The sequence below is a fragment of the Microbacterium sp. PRC9 genome, from assembly GCF_031844125.1.
GTDB lineage: Bacteria > Actinomycetota > Actinomycetes > Actinomycetales > Microbacteriaceae > Microbacterium.
In genome coordinates, this window is record NZ_JAUZUR010000003.1 from 248,192 (window position 1) to 269,533 (window position 21,342).

Below are 21,342 nucleotides of genomic sequence, written 5' to 3' on the forward strand. Positions count from 1 at the left end.
GGAGACGACAATGCCGAAGTACCTGATCGCATTCAACGACGAGTGGGTGCCCCCGCAGACGGCCGACCAGCTGCGCAGCAAGAGCGAGGCCTCGCAGGCGCTGTTGGAGGAGATGAAGAGCGCGGGCGTCTTCCTCTTCGCGGAGGGGGGCATCGACGCCTCGACCGCGGTCTGCAGCGTCGTCAGCGACAACGGCTCGCCGGTCTTCACCGACGGTCCGTTCGCCGAGACCAAGGAGCACCTCGGCGGGTTCACCGTCGTGGACGTGCCCGACGACGAGGCTGCCCGCTACTGGGCGGGACGACTGGCCGTCGCCCTCGACTGGCCGCAGGAGGTGCACCGCTTCCCCTCCGACATGACGGAGATCGTGGAGCGGCACGCGTCCGAGTCGTGACCGGCCCCGCCGTCGATCAGGCGCTCACCCGCGCCCACCTCGAGGAGTGGGCGCGGGTGGTGGCGGGGCTCGCCCGCCGCTTCGGCGATCTCGACCTCGCCGAGGACGCCGCCGCGGAGGCGTTCACGACCGCCGTCGAGCGCTGGCCGCGTGACGGCGTGCCACCGAACCCGGGTGCGTGGCTCACCACCACCGCGACGCGCAAGGCGATCGACCGGCTGAGACGTGAGTCGCGCCGCGACGACAAGCACAAGGCGGCGCTGATGCTGTCCGACGACTCTCCTCCCGAGCAGACGGGACCGATCGACGACGACCGGCTCCGGCTGATCTTCACCTGCTGTCATCCCGTCCTCGCCATGGAGGCCAGGGTCGCCCTGACGCTGCGGCTGCTGGGCGGGCTCACGGTCGCCGAGATCGCCCACGCCTTCCTCGTGCCGGAGACCACCATGGCGCGACGGATCACCCGTGCGAAGGCGAAGATCGCGGCCGCGCACGTCCCCTATCGGGTGCCATCGGCGACCGATCTCCGAGGGCGGCTCGCCGGCGTGCTCGCGGTGGTCTACCTCATTTTCAACGAGGGCTATCTGGCGACCGGCGGCGACGACCCGATGCGGGCGGACCTGACCGACGAGGCGATCCGCCTGGGCCGGCTCCTGCGCACGCTCCTTCCCGATGAGGGCGAGGTGACGGGACTCCTCGCGCTGATGCTGCTCATCGACGCGCGGCGAACCGCACGCGTGTCCCGCACGGGCGAGCTCGTGACCTTGGAAGAGCAGGATCGCGGGGCGTGGAGCCGCGCTCTGATCGTCGAGGGCCACGCGCTGGTCCGAGAACGGATCGCTGCCGTCGCCGCCGGCGGAGAGCCGCCGGGTCGCTACCAGCTGCTCGCCGCGATCAACGCGGTGCACACCGCCGCCCCGTCGGCTCGCGACACCGACTGGTCGCAGATCGTCGCGCTCTACGACCGCCTGCTCGCCGCCGATCCGTCCGCCATCGTGCGTCTCAACCGCGCCATCGCGGTCGCCGAGATCGACGGTCCCGACGTCGCGCTCGCCGAGCTCGACCGGCTGCGCGCACCTCTCGACGGCTATCACGCCTACCACGCGGCGCGCGCCGACCTCCTCCGCCGGCTCGGGCGCAGCGAGGAGGCGCGGTCGGCGTACGACCGCGCCGTGCAGCTCACCGGCAACCCCGCCGAGCGTGCGTACCTCGCCCGGCGCCGCGACCAGCTGGTGCGGTGACCCCGCCCCCGTTCCTTCCCCCCGCCCCCGCCCCGCCCCCGCCCCCGCGCTCGTCCCCCCGCGCCCGTTCCCCCCGCGCTCCGCAGTCACTTCTGGCGCGTCCACCCCGCCCGCACCCGCACAACGTGACTGCGCAGCACAGAACGTCTTTGCTTCCGCAGTCACGTTGTGCGGGTGTGGTGGGGTGAGAGGTCGCCGAAACGGACTGCGGAGCGGGAGGGGGCGCGGCGGCGCGGCCGCGTAGGCTCGACCGCATGACCCTCGACCTCGAAGCGATCTACGTCGATCTGCACCGGCATCCGGAGCTGTCCTTCCAGGAGACCCGCACGGCGGGGGTGATCGCGCAGCACCTGACGGGGCTCGGCATCGAGTTCGAGGAGGGGATCGGCAAGACCGGCGTCGCTGCGCGGATCTCCAACGGCGAAGGTCCCGTCGTGTGGCTGCGGGCCGACATGGACGCGCTGCCGGTGCCTGAGCAGACCGGTCTCGAGTACGCGAGCACGGCTCGCGGCACCGACCCGGCCGGCAACGACGTGCCGGTCATGCACGCGTGCGGACACGACATGCACGTCACCGCGCTGCTCGGCGCCCTCGAGCGCCTGGTCGCCACGAAGGACGAGTGGTCGGGCACGATCGTCGCCGTCTTCCAGCCCGCCGAGGAGTACGGTGCGGGCTCGCAGGCGATGATCGCCGACGGCGTGCTCGACCGCTTCCCGAAGCCCGACATCGTGCTCGGCCAGCACGTCACGCCGCTGCCCGCAGGCACGATCGGCGTGCGCAGCGGCACGCAGATGGCGGCATCCGACGGCCTCACCGTCACGCTGCTGGGCCGCGGCGGCCACGGCTCGCGTCCGCAGGCGACGATCGACCCGATCGTCATGGCCGCGGCCACCGTCATGCGGCTGCAGACGATCGTGTCGCGCGAAGTGGACCCCCGCGACGTCGCGGTCGTGACCGTCGGCTCGATCCACGCGGGTCTGAAGAACAACATCATCCCCGCCGAGGCGAGGCTCGAGCTGAGCCTGCGCTACCCCGACGACGAGGCCCGCGCCCGCGTGCTCGAGAAGGTGGAGCGCATCGTCCGCGCCGAGGCGCTGGCCTCCGGCGCCGAGGAGCCGCCGGTCATCGTCACCGACCACACGCTTCCTCCGACCATCAACGACGCCGGCGCGACCGCGCGCCTGACCGCCGCGTTCGACGGGGCGTTCGGCGACGGCACCGTGATCGACCCGGGCATGTTCACCGGCAGCGAGGACGTCTCGTGGTTCGCCCGCGAGGCCGGCGTGCCGCTGGTGTTCTGGTTCTGGGGCGGCGTCGACCCGGCGGCCTTCGCCGCGGCCACCGCCGCCGGCACGGTCGAGCGCGACATCCCGACCAACCACTCGCCGTTCTTCGCCCCCGTGCTCCAGCCCACGCTGGGCCGCGGCGTCGACGCGCTCGTGGTCGCCGCGCGCGAGTTCCTCGGCACGCCGACGGCGTAGGCGGTGGACGGATGCTGCGGGCCGCAGCATCCGTTCGCTCCGGTGTCGGCGCCGAGGGCGTCAGGCGGATTCGGTGACGGCTCCCGCGCGGGCGTCCTCTGCATCGAGCAGCCGCTGGAGCCCGCGGAAGTCGCGCATGAGGATGCGGGCCAGGACGAACGTGGGAAGCAGGGCGACCAGCCGCAGCCACCCCGCGACGTCGCCCCCGTAGTCGGCGTGCACGCGCGTCCCGCGACCCTCGGCGGAGCAGGCGTACTCGACGCGCGAGTTCCAGGGCGAGGTGGAGTGCCACACGACCCGCTCGTCGGGCTCGACGACTTCGAGCACGTCCTCGAAGCGGACGCGGAACGGGCCGATGATGTGGTCGACCGCGGTCCAGCGGCTCCCTACGCTCGGCGGTCCGTCGCCGACGCGCCTGCGGAGTTCGACCGCGGGCGCCCAGTCATGCCACGTGCCGGGGTCGGCGAAGTACGGGAACACGCGAGCCGGCGGGTGGTCGAGATGCACGTCCAGCGTCACGCGTCTCCACATGGCCGTCACACCATCGCGGGAACCGGGCGGTCGGGGTAGAGCTCCCGCATCGCCCTGTCGTACTGCCGCTTCATCAGCAGCTGGTACAGCAGGCGGATCGGCGCGGGGACGTTCGTGCGCATCCACTCGTCGCGCTCGGCCTCGGGCACGCTGGCGACCAGCAGTCCGAGCTGGAGGGACATGATGTCCTTGCCGAGCTCCTTGCGGTGCGCCATGAGCTCGGCCCGCGTGTGCTCCTCCATCCAGTCCCACTCCTGCTGGGAGAGGACGGCGCCGGCCACCGGCATGATGTCGTCCTCCTCCTGCCCGAGATGCGCGGTGAGGGTGTCGCGGAGATGCTCGATGTCGCCGGCGAACGCATCGCGCAGTGTGGCATCCGCCGTCCGCAGCCACGGCTCGAGCTGCGGCTCGATCAGGGCGAGCTGAGACGCGACCTCCGCGTGCTGCGCGCGCATCTGGTCGACGTGCAGCGCGCAGCCGGGGTCGCGCGAGACCAGCTTGTCCCACAGCGCGGCGTCCTCGGTCTCGTGGTGCATGTGCAGCGCAAAGAAGTCGAGGTGGGCGTACCGGCCGACGACCGCGGCACGTTCGACGTCGCCCGGGGGCACGCGGCGCACGAGCTCCGGCAGCTCGCGGTAGAGCCAGCGGAAGATCCTGTGGACCAGGATCAGGCCGGACGTGTCGCAGCCCGGTTCCTGCCCCTCCGGCATGGCCCCGGAGGAGGGAAGCTTGGTAGCCATATCGCACCCCCGATCCCCGCAGCTCGTCGGCGCTGACGACCCCAGGCGGTGATCAGCCGGATTCTACTCCCGGGGCGACCGCACCGCACCGGCCCTGCGACGATGACACCGCGCGTCACCGGGCGTGGCTGGGACCCGGGGGCGCAGCATCCGGTTCCTGCAGCTCCCGCGCGTCGGTGAGGCGCTGACCCGACGCGAGACCGGGGAGGCCGCGACGGGTGTCGGTCGTGAAGACCAGCACGATCGACACCACCGCGAACACCGAGGCCACGAACGTCCACGCGCCGGGGAGCGCGTTCAGCACGAGGTAGCCGCCGATGCCGGTGACGAAGCGCAGGAAGCGCGCGAGCCCGACCGGGAGCGGCCCGCCGGTGAAGCGCACCTGCACGGCGTGGTCGCCGATCGTGCCGCCCGTCGCGAGCGTCGCGACGAGCCACACGACGATCGGCACCGCGGAGCCGATGAGGTTCGCCGCGGATCCGTCGCGCACGGCGGCGTCCGCACCGAGCAGGTAGAGCACGAGCTGCACCGCGACGACCACCGTGAGGGTGAGCACCCAGGAGGCGAGCCCGTCGCACAGCATTCCCAGCAGGCGCCGCCCGCGCGTGACGGGCTGCGGCCGGTCCGCGTCGGGCAGGCGCGGCGACCCGCGGTAGCGCCGCGGCACGGCGAGCGCGAGCAGCGAGCCGAGCACCGCGCCCAGGGTGTTCGTGAGCAGATCGTCCACGTCGAACACGCGGTAGGCGCACGGGTAGAGGCCCCAGACCCCGGTGAGCTGGGTGACCTCGACGAACCCCGACAGCCCGACGCCGACGACGAGGGCCGTGACCACGCCGCGTCCGCCCAGCACACGGAGGAAGAAGCCGAGCGGTACGAAGAGCACGACGTTGAGCAGCAGCTGCCGCACGGCGGGATCCGTCGCGAACCCGCTGCCTCGACGCACGATGGCCCCGCGCAGGTCGGCGGCGATCGCCGTCACGTCGATGTTCACGCCCGCGCACGCGATCGTGTCGGGGTGGGGCAGCGGCAGGAGCGTGTAGGTCCAGATCGCCATCACGTAGACGAGCGCGGCGCCCCAGACCACGAAGCGGCCGACGCCGAATCCGCCCCGACGGCGGTAGCTGAGCGCGACGAAGGGGACGAAGAGCAGCACCCCCACGACCACCCCCAGGGTGATCGCGAGCACACCGAGGATGATCTGCTCGTCCACGCTACGAGTGTCCCAGAGAGGCACCGCATGGATTTCGTGAGGATGGTCGTCTGGATGCATCCTCACGTTCTCCTCACGAGTAGCCTTACGGGCCGTGACGAACGAAAGCCGTGAGCCGTCGGTCGATGAGAAGCCGATCGCCAAGCGCCTCATCCTGGGGGATCCGCTCGCGTCCACCGACTCGGACGAGCACCTGCTCCCCAAGAAGCTGGCGCTGCCCATCTTCGCCTCGGATGCGCTGTCGTCCGTCGCGTACGCCCCGCAGGAGCTGCTGCTCATCCTCCTCACCGGCGGGCTCGCGTTCCTCGCGTTCGCCCCCTGGGTCGCCGCCGCGGTCATCGTGCTGCTGATCGTCGTCGTGATCAGCTACCGGCAGCTCATCAAGGCGTATCCCTCTGGCGGCGGCGACTACGAGGTGGCGCGCAAGAACCTCGGCGAGATCCCGGGCGTCATCGTGGCCTCCGCGCTGCTCGTCGACTATGTGCTCACGGTCGCGGTGTCGGTCGCCTCCGGCGTCGACAACATCATCTCGGCGCTGCCCGGCCTCAACCCCTGGCGCGTCGAGCTGGCGGTGGGCTTCGTCATCCTGATCGTCATCGTGAACCTGCGCGGCGTCCGCGAAGCGTCGCGCGCGTTCGCGATCCCGACCTACCTCTTCATCGGCTCGGTCGGGATCATGATCCTCGTCGGGCTCTTCCAGATCGTCACCGGCAACCCGCCCGTCGCCTCCAGCGCCCAGTACGAGGTGCAGACCGAGAGCCTCACGCAGGCCGCCGTCATCCTGCTCGTGCTGCGCGCGTTCTCGAGCGGCTGCTCCGCCCTCACCGGCGTCGAGGCCGTGTCGAACGGGGTGCAGGCGTTCCGCAAGCCCAAGGTGCGCAACGCCCAGTCGACGCTCGCGATGATGGGCGGCATCGCGATCCTGCTCTTCGCCGGGCTCACCGCGATCGCGCTGGTCTCGGGCGTGCACTACGCCGAGGACCCCTGCGACCTCATCGGCTTCGACTGCTCCAACCCGCAGCCGAGCCTCATGGCGCAGGTGTCGTCGGCCGTGTTCGGCATGAACTCGATCCCGTTCTTCGTGATCCAGGCCGCGACCGCGGTCGTGCTGCTGCTCGCCGCCAACACGGCGTTCAACGGGTTCCCCCTGCTCGGGTCGGTGCTCGCCCGCGACGGGTACGCGCCCAAGGCGCTCAACACCCGCGGCGACCGCCTCGTCTACTCCAACGGCATGATCATCCTGGGTCTGGTCGCGATCGGCGTGCTCATCGTCTACCAGGCGAACCTCACCAACCTGATCCAGCTGTACATCATCGGCGTGTTCGTCTCGTTCACGATCGGCCAGATCGGCATGATCCGGCATTGGATGCGGGGGATCCGGGCGATCCGGGAGCTCCCGGCCGACGCGCGGCGCAGCGAATCCGCGCGCACCGAGCTCTTCGGCCTGCGCAAGGGTCTCGTCATCAATTCGCTCGGCGCCACCATGACGGCATCCGTCCTCATCATCGTGACCATCACGAAGTTCACGCACGGCGCGTGGCTCGTGTTCCTCGCGATCCCGATCCTGTCGTTCCTCATGGTGGGCGTGCACCGCTACTACCGCGACGTCGAGCACGAGATCGCGATGGACGACCAGACCCACTTCGGCTCGAGGGGCGACGTCGCCCTCATCCTCGTCAACAAGCTGCAGAAGCCGGTGGTGAAGGCCGTGGACTACGCCCTGGCCGCCAAGCACGACAAGACCTTCGCGGTGCACGTCTCGGTGACGAAGGAGGACGCCGCCGCCCTCGAGGAGGAGTGGCGGGCGCACCGCATGCCGATCCCGCTCAAGATCATCGAGTCGCCGTATCGCATGTACGCGAGCCCGATCGCCGAGTTCGTGAAGAGGTACCGCGAGGAGCACGGGTCGTCGGTGGTCACCGTCTACCTGCCGCAGTACATCGTCGGGCACTGGTGGGAGTCGATCCTGCACAACCGCCGCGCCCGCCGCATCGCTCAGCAGCTCATGCTCGTGCACGGCGTCTCCATCACCCTCGTGCCGTGGCTCCTGGACTCGTCCGAACTCATCTACGGACGCCGATCGCACGTCCTGCCCGGCGACGAGCGGGCAGGTCGCGGCACGGCGCCGCAGGTGCACCGCGTCGGCCGTCGTGCCGTGCGCCCCGGAGGACCGCCCGAAAAGGCGGATGCCCCCGAACCCCCGGTGCCGACCAAGCCCTGACGGTTGCCCGGCGCCGGGGGCGCCCCCCGAACGAGCACCCGGCGCCAGGAGGCGGCATCCCGCGTAGCCTTGAGGGGTGAGTTCTGCCGCCCCCGCCCCCTCCCAGGCCGCGCCTCTGGACGCCGCTGTGCTGCGAGCCGACTTCCCGCTCCTCGGCGAGCGCGTGAACGGCGAGCGCCTGGTCTACCTCGACTCGGGCGCGACGAGCCAGAAGCCGCAGGCGGTCATCGACGCCGAAGTCGACTTCCTCACGCGGGCGAACTCCGCCGTCCACCGCGGGGCGCACACCCTCGCGGCCGAGGCCACCGAGCTCTTCGAGGACGCCCGCACGACGGTCGCGGGCTTCGTCGGCGCACGCCCCGAGCAGCTGGTGTGGACGAGCGGCGCGACCGCCGGCCTCAACCTCGTCGCCTACGCGATCGGCAACGCATCGGTCGGTCGCGGCGCCCCCGCCGGCGCGCGCTTCGCGCTGAAGCCCGGCGACGAGATCGTCATCACCGAGACCGAGCACCACGCGAACCTCATCCCCTGGCAGGAGCTCGCCGCCCGCACCGGCGCGGTGCTGCGCCACATCCCCGTCCGTGACGACGGGACCCTGGACACGGATGCTGCCGCCACCCTCATCGGCGAGCGCACGCGGATCGTCGCGTTCACGCACGTGTCGAACGTGCTGGGCATCGTGAACCCGGTCGCCGACCTCGTCGCCCTCGCGCAGGGCGTCGGCGCGGTGACCGTGCTCGACGCGTGCCAGTCCGCCCCGCACCTGCCGCTCGACTTCCCGGCGCTCGGCGTCGACCTCGCGGTCTTCTCGGGGCACAAGATGCTGGGGCCCTACGCCGTCGGCGGCCTCTACGGCCGCGCCGAGGTGCTCGAGGCCCTGCCGCCGTTCCTCACCGGCGGCTCGATGATCGCCACCGTGACCCTCGACGAGGCGTCGTACCTGCCGCCGCCGCAGCGCTTCGAGGCCGGCACGCAGCCGGTGTCGCAGGCGATCGGGCTCGCGGCTGCGGTGCGGTACCTCAACGGCGTCGGCATGGACGCGGTGCATGCGCATGAGAAGTCGCTCGAAGCGCGCATGGGCGACGGCCTGCGCGCGATCCCCGGCGTGCGGCTGCTCGGCGACGCACCGGGCGCGGAACGCGTGGGCCTCTGGGCGTTCGACGTCGACGGCGTGCATGCACACGACGTGGGGCAGTTCCTCGACGCGCGGGGCGTGGCCGTACGCGTCGGACACCACTGCGCGCAGCCGCTGCACCGCCGCTTCGGGCTCACCGCCTCGGTGCGCGCGTCGTCGGCGCTCTACAACACGGCGGACGACGTCGACGTGTTCCTCGACGCGCTGTCGGGTGTGCGCTCGTTCTTCGGAGCCGGCGCATGAGCGGCCTCGAATCGCTCTACCAGGAGCTCATCCTCGACCACTCCAAGCGCCCGCACGGCAAGGGCCTCGGCGCCGAGGAGGGCCGGGTCGCCACGTCGTACCAGCGCAACCCCATCTGCGGCGACGAGATCACCCTCCGCGTGCGCCTGTCCGCCGACGGCACGACCGTCGACGAGGTCACGTGGGACGGCGCCGGCTGCTCCATCTCGCAGGCGTCGGCGTCGATGCTCGCCGCGCTCATCGAGGAGGAGGAACGGATGCCGCGGGCCGAGGCATCCGCTCTCATCGAGGGATTCCGCGAAGCGCTGCGCTCACGCGGCGAGATCCCCCTGGACGAAGAGGTCTTCGGCGACGCCGCCGCGCTCTCGGGCGTCTCGAAGTTCACCGCCCGCGTGAAGTGCGCGATGCTCGCGTGGGTCGCCTTCGAGGACGCGACCGCCCGCGCCTGAGGCGCGGCGACACCCGCACCCCCGGTCGTTGAGCGAGCGAGGAACGAGCGAGTCGAAACGCCCCGGGCGTCCGAACCCGCCCCTGCCCGCGTGATCCTCAGTCGCCGCCGGCGACGGGGTGCGTGCGGTGCACCGTGATGTCGCCGTACCCGGCACGGGCGTAGAGCTCGACCGACGCCTCTCCCTCGACCGGACCCGCGGCCGCTGAGAGCTCGTTGCGCACGACGCCGTGCTGACTCGACACATCGAGCCACGCCGCGGTGCCGGAGCGGATGCCGAGGTCCACCGCGCCGTACGACGCCTCCACCCGCGCGGTCCCGCCGTTGAGGTCGCCGACGCGCACCGGGCCGTAGGCCGATCGCACCGTGAGCGCGGGGCCTGGGTCGCCCAGGTGCACGACGCCGCTCGACGTCGCGATGTCGGCGACGCCCGAGACCGAACCGACGTCGATGCCGGCGTCGGATCCCTTGAGCCGCAGCGCCCCGTCGACGATGCCGATGCGCGCGCGGCCGGACTTGATGTCGACGTCGGCGTCGCCGCGCACATGCTCGACGCGCAGCTCGCCGTGCCCGAGACCGAGGTCTGCGCGACCGGTGCGCTCGAGGGTCGCGTCGCCGTAGTCCAGCGCGATCCGCGCGGTGCCGACCGCGCCGGCGACGCGGATCGAGCCGTACTTCAGCGCGAGCGAGACGTCCGAACCGGTGGGGATGCGCACCGACACGTCGACGGAGTCGCCCGAGCCGAACAGGTTGAACCGCACCGGGCCGACGATGCGCAGGTCGGATCCCGCCTGGGTCACCCGCACCGCCTCGGCCGCGCTGCGGTCGCCCGCGCGGTGCGGGTTCGCCGGCGCGACCTCGACCGCGAGGTCGCGCCGTCGTTCGGCGACGACGTCGATGCGGCCCATCTGCAGCTCGATGCGCACCGCGGCCGGGCCCGACACGGGGAACGTGGGCATCAGCGTACCCAGCCGGTGTAGGCGGAGCTCGAACCGCGGGCCGCAGGGGGTGCGGGTTCGACGGCCGCGGCGACGGCGCGCACCAGCCACGTGTTGAGCGAGAGCCCGTCGGCAGTCGCGGCCGCCTCGGCACGCGCCTTGAGCGAGTCGGGCAGGCGCAGGGTGGTGCGTGCAGGGGCGTCATCGGGATCATCGGATGCTGCGGCCGCGAGCACGACCGGACCGCTGGGGGTGGTGACCGCGCCCGCTGTCGCGGGCTCGGTCTGGGGCCGTGCGACGACGAACTCGACGTCGCGCCCGCGCAGGCGCACGTCCACGGACCCGGGCGCGAGCTCTCGCGTGATCTCGCCCGCCGCCTCGGACAGCGCCTCGAGGATCGCGAGCCGCACCGCCGGCTCGAGCGCCGCCGCGAGACGCGCCGCCACTTCGGAGTCATCGGGAGGTGCGGCGGCGGCGAGCTGACGCTGGAGCTCCTCGACGTGGGTCGCGATCTGCATGACGTCAGAGTGACATCAGAGTGGTGTCAATTCAACGGCGGGATGGCTGATGCGTCTGGTTGCCGTGAGCGTCGGGCGGGACGGCGTTCGGATTCCGTGAGGACGGCGGATGCAGCATCCGTCCCGGAGTTGCATCGAATCCGCACCTGAACCGCACCTTCCAGGAGACCCCGTGCTCGATGTCATCTACCTCACCCTGACGCTCGCGCTGTTCGCGCTCGTCGGACTCGTCGCCAAGGCGGTGGAGAAGCTGGGCCCACGCGCCCGAGGCTCCGCCCGGCGCGAAGCGACGAGCGGAGAGGCGCGGGGATGATCGTCTTCTCTCTCGTGGGCGCCGCGCTCGGCCTCGCCGCGATCGTCTACCTCGTCGTCGCGCTCGTGAAGCCGGAGAAGTTCTGATGGACACCGCCACCGTGTGGACCGGCGTCCTGCAGATCGCCACGGTCATCCTGATCCTGGCGCTCCTCTACCGACCGCTGGGCGACGGGATCGCCCGTGTCTACAGCGCAGACAAGGACTGGCGCGTCGAGCGCGGGATGTACCGCCTCGTCGGCGTCGACCCTCGCTCCGAGCAGACGTGGCAGGCGTACCTGCGCGGTGTGCTCGCCTTCTCCGCCGTCGGCGTGCTCTTCGTCTACGCGCTGCAGCGCTTCCAGGCCGTGCTGCCGTACTCCCTGGGCCTGCCCGCCGTGCCCGAGGGCCTCGCGTTCAACACCGCGGTGTCGTTCGTGACCAACACCAACTGGCAGTCGTACTCTCCCGAGCTGACCATGGGCTACACCGTGCAGCTCGCGGGCCTGGCCGTGCAGAACTTCGTGTCGGCGGCCGTCGGCCTCGCCGTCGCCGTCGCGCTCGTCCGTGGTTTCGCGCGGCGCGGGTCCGCGACGATCGGCAACTTCTGGGTCGACCTCACCCGCGGGATCACGCGCCTGCTGCTGCCGCTCGCCGTCGTGTCGGCGATCGCGCTCATCGCCGCCGGGGTCGTGCAGAACGTCAACGGATTCGTCGACGTCGGCACCGTCGCGGGCGGCACGCAGTCCATCCCGGGCGGGCCGGTGGCCTCCCAGGAGGCCATCAAGCTCCTCGGCACGAACGGCGGCGGATTCTTCAACGCCAACTCCGCGCACCCGTTCGAGAACCCGACGCCGTGGTCGAACGTGCTGCAGATCCTGTTGATCCTCGCGATCCCGGTCGCGCTGCCGCGGGCGTTCGGCCGCATGGTGAACGACGACCGTCAGGGCTACGCGATCCTCGCCGTCATGAGCACGATCGCCGTCGCGTCGATCGCGGCGGTGACATGGCTCGAGTCGCTGGGCCTCGGCACCGCGCCCGAGCTCGCCGGCGCCGCGATGGAGGGCAAGGAGGCGCGGTTCGGCATCTGGGGCTCGACGCTCTTCGCCGGCGCGACCACCCTCACCTCGACCGGCGCCGTGAACTCGATGCACGACTCGTACACGGCACTCGGCGGCATGATCCCGATGATCAACATGATGCTCGGCGAGATCGCCCCCGGCGGCGTCGGGTCGGGCCTCTACGGCATGCTCGTGCTCGCCGTGATCGCGGTGTTCGTCGGCGGCCTCCTCGTCGGCCGCACGCCCGAGTACCTCGGCAAGAAGATCGGGCCGACAGAGGTCAAGCTCGCGAGCCTGTACATCCTCGTGACGCCCGCGCTCGTGCTCGCGGGCACGGCGTTGAGCTTCGGCATCCCGGCGATCCGCTCCGACATGGAGTCGACCTCGATCTGGAACCCGGGCGTCCACGGCCTCGGCGAGGTGCTCTACGCGTTCACCTCGGCGGCGAACAACAACGGCTCGGCGTTCGCGGGACTCACCGCGAACACGCCGTGGCTCAACACGGCGCTGGGTGTCGCGATGCTGCTCGGCCGGTTCCTGCCGATCGTGCTGGTGCTCGCTCTCGCGGGCTCGCTCGCCGCCCAGACACCGGTGCCCTCGACGGCCGGCACCCTCCCCACCCACCGCCCGCAGTTCGTCGGCCTCCTCGCCGTCGTCGCGGTCGTGATCACCGCACTCACCTACTTCCCCGTTCTCACGCTGGGTCCCCTGGCGGAAGGGCTCGTCTGACATGTCCACCGACGTTTCGTCTCGCTTCGCTCGCTCAACCGCCGGGGAGGCGGAGCCGACCGCACGCCCTGTCGCGGGCACGGTCGCGCCCCAGCCGCCGAAGCCGTCCTCCCGGGCGTTCAGCGCAGCCCAGCTGTGGGCGGCCGTCCCCGGCGCGCTGCGCAAGCTCAACCCCGCGGCTCTCTGGCGCAACCCCGTCATGTTCCTGGTGTGGGTGGGCGCCGCCTTCACCACGGCGATCGCGATCGCCGAGCCGTTCCTCGGCGGCCCCGAGCAGTCCGGCGGCACCGCCGTGCCCTTCGGCTTCACGTGGGGCATCGCCGTCTGGCTGTGGCTCACGGTGCTGTTCGCGAACGTCGCGGAGTCGGTGGCCGAGGGGCGCGGCAAGGCTCAGGCCGCGTCGCTGCGCAAGACCCGCACCTCAACCGTGGCGCGTCGCGTCATCGCCTATGACGGAGGAAGGGATGCCGCGGGAGAGCGCACCGAGACGGTCGAGGTCTCGTCGTCCGACCTGAAGCTCGGTGACGTCGTCATCGTGTCGGCCGGCGAGCTGATCCCGGGCGACGGCGACATCGTCGCGGGCATCGCGACCGTCGACGAGTCGGCGATCACGGGCGAGTCCGCGCCGGTCGTGCGCGAGTCGGGCGGAGACCGCTCGGCCGTCACCGGCGGCACCCGCGTGCTGTCGGACCGCATCGTCGTGCGCATCACGTCGAAGCCGGGCGAGACGTTCGTCGACCGCATGATCGCCCTCGTCGAGGGGGCCGCACGGCAGAAGACGCCCAACGAGATCGCGCTGAACATCCTGCTCGCGAGCCTGTCGATCGTGTTCGTGATCGTGGTGCTGACGCTCAACCCGATCGCCTCGTACGCCGCGTCTCCCGTGAGCATCCCGGTGCTGATCGCGCTGCTGGTCTGCCTCATCCCGACCACGATCGGCGCTCTGCTCTCGGCGATCGGGATCGCCGGCATGGACCGCCTCGTGCAGCGCAACGTACTCGCGATGTCGGGCCGCGCCGTCGAGGCCGCGGGCGACGTCACGACGCTGCTCCTCGACAAGACGGGCACGATCACGTACGGCAACCGCCGCGCCTCGGACTTCGTCGCGCTGCCGGGCGTCGGCGAGGACGAGCTCGCACGGGCGGCCGCGCTCTCGTCGCTCGCCGATCCCACTCCGGAGGGCGTCTCGGTCGTCGAGCTGGCCGCGGTGCAGGGTGTGCACGTCAGCGAGCCCGCCGGCTCCACCGTCATCCCTTTCACCGCCCAGACCCGCATGAGCGGCGTCGACCTCGCGGACGGCACGCAGGTGCGCAAGGGCGCCGGGTCTGCCGTGATCGCGTGGCTCGCAGCATCCGGATCCGATGTCCCGACCGCGGTGCGCGCCCACCTGACGAGCGAGACCGACGCCATCGCGCAGTCGGGCGGCACGCCGCTGGTCGTCGCCGAGCTCGATCCCTCCGGCGCGGGCCGTGTGCTGGGGGTGATCCACCTCAAGGACATCGTCAAGGACGGTCTGCGCGAGCGGTTCGAGGAGCTCCGGTCGATGGGCATCCGCACGGTCATGATCACCGGCGACAACCCCCTGACGGCCGCTGCCATCGCGAAGGAGGCGGGCGTCGACGACTACCTCGCCGAGGCGACGCCGGAGGACAAGCTCGCACTGATCCGCAGGGAGCAGGAGGGCGGCAACCTCGTCGCGATGACGGGCGACGGCACCAACGACGCCCCCGCCCTCGCCCAGGCCGACGTCGGCGTCGCGATGAACACCGGCACCTCCGCTGCGAAGGAGGCCGGCAACATGGTCGACCTCGATTCCGACCCGACGAAGCTGATCGACATCGTGCGCATCGGCAAGCAGCTGCTGATCACGCGTGGCGCGCTCACCACCTTCTCGCTGGCCAACGACATCGCGAAGCACTTCGCGATCATCCCGGCGATGTTCATGGGGGTGTTCCCGGGCCTGGCGGCGCTCAACGTGATGCAGCTGTCGTCGCCCGCGTCGGCGGTCACAAGCGCGATCATCTTGAACGCCGTGATCATCGTGATCCTCATCCCGCTGGCGCTGCGGGGCGTGAAGTACCGTCCGGCGAGCGCTTCGCAGATCCTCAGCCGCAACCTGCTCGTGTACGGGCTCGGCGGCGTGATCGCCCCCTTCATCGGCATCAAGCTCATCGACCTCGTCGTGAGCCTCATCCCGGGCTTCTGAGCCCTTCTGGAGACGCACATGTCCACCACCCGCTCCACTGTCCGCACGACCGGCGTCGCCGTCCGCGCGATGCTCGTCTTCACCCTCGTGCTCGGCGTCGGGTACACCCTCCTCGTCACCGGCATCGGTCAGCTCGTCCTGCCGTGGCAGGCGAACGGCTCGCTGGTGCAGAACTCTGCGGGCGACACCGTCGGGTCGGCGCTCATCGGGCAGTCCTTCATGGATCCCTCGGGCGCGGCGCTTGCGCAGTACTTCCAGTCGCGTCCGTCCGCCGCCGGCGACGGGTACGACGGCGGGGCGTCGAGCGGCTCGAACCTCGGCCCGGAGAACCCCGACCTCGTCTCGGCCATCGAGCAGCGCAGGGCCGCGATCGCCGAGCTCGAGGGCGTGGATCCGTCGCAGGTGCCTGCCGACGCGGTGACCGCGTCGGGCTCGGGCCTGGACCCCCACATCAGCCCCGCGTACGCGCTGCTCCAGGTGCCCCGGGTCGCGGCGGCCCGCGGGCTCACGGAGTCGGAGGTGCGCAGCGTGGTCGAGGCGCACATCCAGCAGCGCGACCTCGGCTATCTCGGCGAGCCGCGGGTGAACGTCGTCGAGCTCAACCTCGCCCTCGACGCGCTGGGCTCGTGACCCTGCCCGGGGCTGCAGCATCCGTTCCCCCTCCCGCGTCTGGGGCGCGATGTGTCCGTTGGGGCGGAGAAGTCGCGCCCCAACGGACAGGATCCGCCCCAAACCAGGGGCAGCCAGGAAGAAATAGGGTGAGCACGTGAAGCGCGGCAAGCTGCGAGTGCTGCTCGGCGCGGCGCCCGGCGTCGGCAAGACGTACGAGATGCTCGAGGAGGGCCGCCGCCTCGCCGAGGACGGGCGCGACGTCGTGATCGCGGTCGTCGAGACGCACGGGCGCGCCGCCACCGCCGCGCTCATGGACGGACTTCCCGTCGTGCCCCGCACGCTCGTGTCGCACCGTGGCGTCGAACTCAGCGACATGGACCTCGAGGGTGTTCTCGAGCGCAGCCCCGAGATCGCTCTCGTCGACGAGCTCGCGCACACCAACGCGCCGGGCCTGACGCATCCCAAGCGCTGGCAGGACGTCGCCGACCTCCTCGACGCGGGCATCGACGTCATCACGACGGTCAACGTGCAGCACATCGAGTCGCTCGGCGGGGTCGTCGAGCAGATCACGGGGGTCGCGCAGCGCGAGACGGTTCCGGATGCCGTGGTGCGCGCCGCCGACCAGGTCGAGGTGGTCGACCTCTCACCCCAGTCGCTGCGCGATCGCCTCTCCGCGGGGCTCGTCTACCCCGCCGAGCGGATCGACGCGGCCCTGTCGAACTACTTCCGGCTCGGCAACCTCACGGCCCTGCGCGAACTCGCGCTGCTGTGGCTGGCCGACGAGGTCGACAGCGCCCTCAAGACCTACCGCGCGGAGCACGGCATCGAGGGTGCGTGGCAGGCGCGCGAACGCGTGGTCATCGCGCTCACCGGTGGTCCCGAGGGCGAGACGCTGCTGCGCCGCGGCGCACGCATCGCCGCGCGGTCGGCGGGCGGCGAGCTGCTCGCGGTGCACGTGTCGAGCCAGGACGGCCTCCGCTCGGGCGACCCGGGCGCCCTCGCCGCACAGCGGGCGCTCGTCGAGTCCCTCGGCGGCACGTACCACCAGGTCGTCGGCGACGACATCCCGCGCGCGCTCGTCGAGTTCGCCCGCTCGGTGAACGCGACGCAGCTCGTGATCGGCGTGAGCCGACGCGGCCGCCTCGCGACGCTCTTCACCGGCCCTGGCATCGGGGCGACGGTGATCCGCGAGTCCGGCGACATCGACGTGCACATCGTCACGCATGACGCGGCGGGCGACCGTTTCCCGCTGCCGCGCGTGACCGGCGGTGCCCTGAGCGTCCGCCGCCGCGTGCTCGGGTTCGCGCTCGCGCTGATCGGCGGCCCGCTCCTCACGTGGCTGCTGGTCTCGCTGCGCAGCGAGGACACGATCACCAGCGACGTCCTCGCGTACCAGCTGCTCGTGGTCCTGGTCTCGCTCGTCGGCGGCATCTGGCCCGCGGTCTTCGCCGCCGTGATGTCGGGCTTCACCCTGAACTACTTCTTCGTGGCGCCCTACTACACGGTGTCGGTCGCCGATCCGCGGAACGTCTGGGCGCTCATCCTCTACGTCGTGATCGCCGTGCTGGTGAGCTTCATCGTCGACCGCGCGGCGCGCGCGGCGCGATCCGCCCGGCGCGCCGAGGCGGAGGCCGAGCTGCTCGCGAACGTCGCGGGCAGCGTGCTGCGCGGCGAGTCCGCGGTGCCCGCGCTCATCAGCCGCACGCGCGAATCGCTCGGGCTGGCCGGCGTGCGCCTGGTCGACGCCGACGGCTCCGTCGTCGCGACCGACGGCGAGCCCGTGCGCGACGGCCGCTACGAGGCCGTGACGGTCGCGCGCCGCAACGGGGGTCCGCCCGCGATGCTCGAGCTGCACGGCCACGTGCTCGACGCCTCCGAACGCCGGCTCATCGACGCCGTCGCCGCCCAGCTCTCGGCGGCCCTCGAGCACACCGACCTCACCGCCACGGCACGGCAGGCGGGAGCCCTCGCCGAGACGGACCAGGTGCGCAGCGCACTGCTGTCGGCCGTGAGCCACGACCTGCGCCGCCCGCTGGCCGCTGCCGTCGCCGCCGTCGGCGGGCTCCGCGCCGCGGGGCCGAACCTCTCACCCGAGGACCGGGCCGAACTTCTCGCGACGGCGGACGAGTCGCTCGCGACGCTGTCGGCGCTCGTCACCGACCTGCTGGACGTCAGCCGCGTGCAGGCGGGCGTGCTCGCGGTGTCGCTGCAGTCCGTCGACACCGCCGGCGTCGTCCTGGCTGCGCTCGACGAGCTCGGCGCCGGCCCCGACCGGTTCGAACTCGCCCTCGACCCCGATCTGCCGCACGTCGAGGCCGACCCGGTGCTGCTGCAGCGGGTGCTCGTGAACGTGCTCGCGAACGCCGCGCGCTACAGCCCGGCGGGATCGCGCGTGCGCGTCGCGACGAGCAGCCTGGGCCGCACCGCCGAGATCCGCGTCGTCGACCACGGCTCCGGCGTCTCGCCGGAGCGCCGCGACGACATGTTCGTCCCGTTCCAGCGGCTCGGGGACACCGACAACACCGCCGGACTCGGACTCGGGCTCGCCCTGTCGAAGGGGTTCACCGAGGGCATGGGCGGTACGCTCGCCCCCGAGGACACCCCCGGAGGAGGCCTGACGATGGTCATCGCGCTGCCGGTCGCGGACGCGATCCCCGCCGACGAGAGGTCGCTGCCGTGAAGGTCCTGATCGCCGACGACGATCCGCAGCTCGTCCGCGCGCTGCGGATCACGCTCGCCGCGCACGGCTACGAGGTCCTCGCCGCACCCGACGGGGCCGCGGCGATCGCCCTCGCCGCGAAGGAGCATCCCGACATCGTGATGGTGGACCTCGGGATGCCGCGCCTCGACGGCGTGCAGGTCATCGAGGCGCTGCGGGGCTGGACCACGGCCCCGATCATCGTCGTCTCGGGCCGCACCGGCTCCGCCGACAAGGTCGAGGCGCTGGATGCCGGCGCCGACGACTACGTCACCAAGCCGTTCCAGATCGACGAGCTGCTCGCACGGCTGCGGGCGCTCTCGCGACGCGTGACCGCAGCATCCGGTGTCCCCGTCGTCACCTTCGGGGACGTCGTGGTGGATCTCTCGACCAAGACGGTGACGCGCACGGGCGAGCGCGTGCACCTCACGCCGACCGAGTGGAAGATCCTCGAGTTCCTGGCACGCAACCCCGGCTCGCTCGTGACACGGCAGGCGCTGCTCAAGGACATCTGGGGCACCGAGCAGGTGGCCGACACCGGCTATCTGCGGCTGTACATGTCGCAGCTGCGAAAGAAGCTCGAGTCCGACCCGGGCAACCCCGCGCACCTGCTGACGGAGTCGGGCATGGGCTACCGCCTCCTCGCCGACGCCGCCGCCTGACCCGCGCCGCGGCTCTGACCGGCGTCACGCCGCCGCGCGCCGGGCCCGCCTCGCGGCGACGCGCAGTCCGATGCGGCGACCGATGTGCAGCTGGACGAACAGTGTCGCGATCCCGGCGATGAACAGGCCCGCGAGGTTCACCACCAGCTGGACGACGGAGCGCAGCGCCTCGTCCCACGCGCCGACGGCCAGCGTGACGCCGAGCGTGCCGACGGCGGGCACCGTGGTGATCGAGATGAACACGCCCACGAGCGCCGACGACTTCGAGGTGGTCAGCGACAGCACTCCCGCGATGCCCGCCAGCAGCGCGATGACGAACGACCACGCGTCGGGCGAGACGATGAACTCGGTGGCCGGGCCGGTGGTCGCATCCTCGTAGGTGATGAGCCCGAGGGCGTACACGACCGTCCAGATCGCCCACGCGATGACCGTGCTGAGCGCGAGGCCGCCGAACAGCGTGACCGACGCCATGCCCGCGATCCCCCGCTTGCGACGCACGATGGCGTAGCAGATCGCCGCAAGCGGCGCGAACTCGGGACCCACCACCATCGCCCCGATGATGAGGATCGGCTGATCGAGGACGCGCCCGATCCCCGCGATGAGCGTCGCGAGCAGCAAGAAGGCGAAGAACGCCCACGACGGCCGTGCGTCCTCGCGAGAGCGGTCAGCGAGCTGCGCCCACAGCACTCCGTCCGCGGGATGCCCCGGCGCGGCGCGCTCGGCGGCGTCCGCGGCATCCGACAGCACGGCGATCGGCTCGCTCACCACGATCGAGCCGTGCGTGGGCACGCCGGCATGACGGAGCATGCGCATGATGTTGTTGGCGTTCTCCCGCGCCATCTCGAAGTGGAGGAGGTCGCCTCCGCCACCGGGAGTCGCGGCCGGGACGTAGACGATGTCGCTGACGGTCGGCTCGTCACGGAGGCGATTGCAGAGCTCTCGGGCCAGGTCGTGCGGTGCGGTGACGCGAACGGTGAGCATGGCGACATCCTCCCGCGCCGGCCGCCGTCTCGCGCGGCGCCGGGCCCGGTGTCAGCCGAGGCCCTGGCGCTCCTCGTCGGCGGTGGGCGCGGCATCCCCCGCCACGGGCTTCGACGACAGACCGACCGAGCCTGCACCCGGCGCGTGCGACAGCGCAGCGGCCACCGCGACCGACTCGTCGACGTCGGGGTACTGCGGGCGCAGCTGAACGGGGGTGCGGCGGCGCTGCTCGCGCTTGGCCCTGGAGGCCGCCGCCCACAGGTTGAGCGCCTCGACGAAGATCGCGAACGCCATCGGGCCGTAGATGAACGCCTTGTCGATGTGGAAGCCGAAGCCCTCGGCCACCAGGAACACGCCGATGAGCAAGAGGAACGACAGGGCCAGCATCTTCACCGTGGGGTGCTTGTTGACGAACGCGAAGATGTAGCGCGACGCGAACAGCATGATGCCGAACGACAGCACGACGACCGTGATGATCACGACGAGGTTCTCCGTCATGCCGACGGCCGTGATGACCGAGTCGAGCGAGAAGACGAGGTCGAGCACGAGGATCTGCGCGATGACCGACCCGAACGTGATGCTCTTGCCGCCGCCCGCGCCGTGCCCCTCTTCGGCGCCCTCGAGCTTGTGGTGGATCTCGGTCACCGCCTTGTAGACGAGGAACAGACCACCGGCGATGAGGATGATGTCCTTCCACGAGAAGCCCAGCTCCCCGATGAAGAACACCTCCTCCTTCAGCGTCACGATCCACCCGGCGAAGAGAACGAGGACGACGCGCATCAGCATCGCCAGGGTGAGGCCCAGGTTGCGGGCCTTGGCCTGCTGCTCCTTGGGGAGCTTCGACGCGAGGATCGAGATGAAGATGACGTTGTCGACGCCGAGCACCACCTCGAGGACGAACAGCGTCAGGAACACGGCGATCAGATCGGGCGTGAAAGCGAAGGAGAAGTCCACCCTGCAATGCTATGGGGGACGGATGCCGCAGCCTCCGTCCCCCGGGTT

20 protein-coding genes are annotated in these 21,342 nt (G+C 71.4%); 13 read left to right on the forward strand and 7 right to left on the reverse strand.

The annotated features are described in order from the left end of the window. The first annotated feature begins 10 nt into the window (after positions 1-10). The 3 genes from Q9R33_RS08115 (at position 11) to Q9R33_RS08125 (ending at position 3,116) form a co-directional block, all read left to right on the forward strand. Positions 11-394 carry a YciI family protein gene (locus tag Q9R33_RS08115; protein WP_056365258.1) on the forward strand — a complete coding sequence of 128 codons (384 nt, stop codon included), beginning with the start codon at positions 11-13 and terminating at the stop codon, positions 392-394. Then, entirely contained in the window at positions 391-1,635 is a 1,245-nt protein-coding gene (locus Q9R33_RS08120) for a DUF6596 domain-containing protein (protein WP_311293425.1), read from the forward strand. The genes Q9R33_RS08115 and Q9R33_RS08120 overlap by 4 nt, the downstream gene beginning before the upstream one ends. A 254-nt stretch (positions 1,636-1,889) precedes the next feature. Beyond that, on the forward strand, positions 1,890-3,116 hold the full coding sequence (locus tag Q9R33_RS08125; RefSeq protein WP_056365265.1) for an amidohydrolase: 1,227 nt from the start codon (positions 1,890-1,892) through the stop codon (positions 3,114-3,116). 60 nt (positions 3,117-3,176) lie between these two features. Here Q9R33_RS08125 and Q9R33_RS08130 read toward each other — a convergent pair whose 3' ends face one another. From Q9R33_RS08130 to Q9R33_RS08140, 3 genes are all read right to left on the reverse strand, one after another. Continuing rightward, positions 3,177-3,635 carry an SRPBCC family protein gene (locus tag Q9R33_RS08130; protein ID WP_056365267.1) on the reverse strand — a complete coding sequence of 153 codons (459 nt, stop codon included), beginning with the start codon at positions 3,633-3,635 and terminating at the stop codon, positions 3,177-3,179. Positions 3,636-3,652: 17 nt separating this feature from the next. Then, on the reverse strand, positions 3,653-4,387 hold the full coding sequence (locus tag Q9R33_RS08135) for a hemerythrin domain-containing protein (RefSeq protein WP_082496785.1): 735 nt from the start codon (positions 4,385-4,387) through the stop codon (positions 3,653-3,655). A 115-nt stretch (positions 4,388-4,502) separates the two neighbouring features. Next, positions 4,503-5,597: a VanZ family protein gene (locus Q9R33_RS08140; RefSeq protein WP_311293426.1), complete on the reverse strand. Its 1,095-nt coding sequence runs from the start codon at positions 5,595-5,597 to the stop codon at positions 4,503-4,505. Positions 5,598-5,691: 94 nt separating this feature from the next. Here Q9R33_RS08140 and Q9R33_RS08145 point away from each other — a divergent pair, with 94 nt between their 5' ends. From Q9R33_RS08145 to sufU, 3 genes are all read left to right on the forward strand, one after another. Further along, complete coding sequence (locus Q9R33_RS08145; RefSeq protein WP_311293427.1) at positions 5,692-7,818, forward strand: APC family permease; 2,127 nt, start codon at positions 5,692-5,694, stop codon at positions 7,816-7,818. A gap of 76 nt (positions 7,819-7,894) precedes the next feature. Further along, positions 7,895-9,196: a SufS family cysteine desulfurase gene (locus Q9R33_RS08150; RefSeq protein ID WP_311293428.1), complete on the forward strand. Its 1,302-nt coding sequence runs from the start codon at positions 7,895-7,897 to the stop codon at positions 9,194-9,196. Next, on the forward strand, positions 9,193-9,645 hold the full coding sequence (gene sufU / locus Q9R33_RS08155; protein WP_310244457.1) for a Fe-S cluster assembly sulfur transfer protein SufU: 453 nt from the start codon (positions 9,193-9,195) through the stop codon (positions 9,643-9,645). Before Q9R33_RS08150 ends, sufU begins: the two co-directional genes overlap by 4 nt. Before the next feature lie 97 nt (positions 9,646-9,742). On the opposite strand, the gene Q9R33_RS08160 is transcribed toward sufU, so the two are convergent. Together Q9R33_RS08160 and Q9R33_RS08165 are read right to left on the reverse strand one after the other, a co-directional pair. Continuing rightward, positions 9,743-10,603: a DUF4097 family beta strand repeat-containing protein gene (locus Q9R33_RS08160; protein ID WP_310244456.1), complete on the reverse strand. Its 861-nt coding sequence runs from the start codon at positions 10,601-10,603 to the stop codon at positions 9,743-9,745. Continuing rightward, positions 10,603-11,100, reverse strand: a complete 498-nt coding sequence (locus Q9R33_RS08165; RefSeq protein ID WP_310244453.1) for a toxin-antitoxin system HicB family antitoxin — start codon at positions 11,098-11,100, stop codon at positions 10,603-10,605. Before Q9R33_RS08165 ends, Q9R33_RS08160 begins: the two co-directional genes overlap by 1 nt. 172 nt (positions 11,101-11,272) lie before the next feature. Here Q9R33_RS08165 and Q9R33_RS08170 point away from each other — a divergent pair, with 172 nt between their 5' ends. The 7 genes from Q9R33_RS08170 to Q9R33_RS08200 all read left to right on the forward strand — a co-directional run bounded on the left by Q9R33_RS08170 (position 11,273) and on the right by Q9R33_RS08200 (position 19,359). Then, positions 11,273-11,413, forward strand: a complete 141-nt coding sequence (locus tag Q9R33_RS08170) for a hypothetical protein (RefSeq protein ID WP_311293429.1) — start codon at positions 11,273-11,275, stop codon at positions 11,411-11,413. Further along, on the forward strand, positions 11,410-11,499 hold the full coding sequence (locus tag Q9R33_RS08175; RefSeq protein WP_045302164.1) for a potassium-transporting ATPase subunit F: 90 nt from the start codon (positions 11,410-11,412) through the stop codon (positions 11,497-11,499). The genes Q9R33_RS08170 and Q9R33_RS08175 overlap by 4 nt, the downstream gene beginning before the upstream one ends. Next, positions 11,499-13,181 (forward strand): potassium-transporting ATPase subunit KdpA, encoded by a 1,683-nt coding sequence (gene kdpA / locus Q9R33_RS08180; protein ID WP_311293430.1) that lies wholly within the window; start codon positions 11,499-11,501, stop codon positions 13,179-13,181. Before Q9R33_RS08175 ends, kdpA begins: the two co-directional genes overlap by 1 nt. Position 13,182: 1 nt before the next feature. Beyond that, on the forward strand, positions 13,183-15,387 hold the full coding sequence (kdpB, locus tag Q9R33_RS08185; protein ID WP_311293431.1) for a potassium-transporting ATPase subunit KdpB: 2,205 nt from the start codon (positions 13,183-13,185) through the stop codon (positions 15,385-15,387). Between the two features lie 18 nt (positions 15,388-15,405). Further along, complete coding sequence (gene kdpC, locus Q9R33_RS08190; RefSeq protein WP_311293432.1) at positions 15,406-16,017, forward strand: potassium-transporting ATPase subunit KdpC; 612 nt, start codon at positions 15,406-15,408, stop codon at positions 16,015-16,017. Between the two features lie 136 nt (positions 16,018-16,153). Further along, a complete protein-coding gene (locus Q9R33_RS08195) occupies positions 16,154-18,679 on the forward strand; it encodes a DUF4118 domain-containing protein (RefSeq protein ID WP_056365300.1) in 2,526 nt (841 codons plus the stop codon). Continuing rightward, positions 18,676-19,359 carry a response regulator gene (locus Q9R33_RS08200; RefSeq protein ID WP_056365303.1) on the forward strand — a complete coding sequence of 228 codons (684 nt, stop codon included), beginning with the start codon at positions 18,676-18,678 and terminating at the stop codon, positions 19,357-19,359. Before Q9R33_RS08195 ends, Q9R33_RS08200 begins: the two co-directional genes overlap by 4 nt. Positions 19,360-19,383: 24 nt before the next feature. Here the strand turns inward: Q9R33_RS08200 and Q9R33_RS08205 are convergent, their stop codons facing one another. After that, a complete protein-coding gene (locus tag Q9R33_RS08205) occupies positions 19,384-20,340 on the reverse strand; it encodes a DUF389 domain-containing protein (protein WP_311293433.1) in 957 nt (318 codons plus the stop codon). A 51-nt stretch (positions 20,341-20,391) separates the two neighbouring features. After that, on the reverse strand, positions 20,392-21,294 hold the full coding sequence (locus Q9R33_RS08210; protein WP_311293434.1) for a TerC family protein: 903 nt from the start codon (positions 21,292-21,294) through the stop codon (positions 20,392-20,394). Positions 21,295-21,342: the final 48 nt, after the last annotated feature.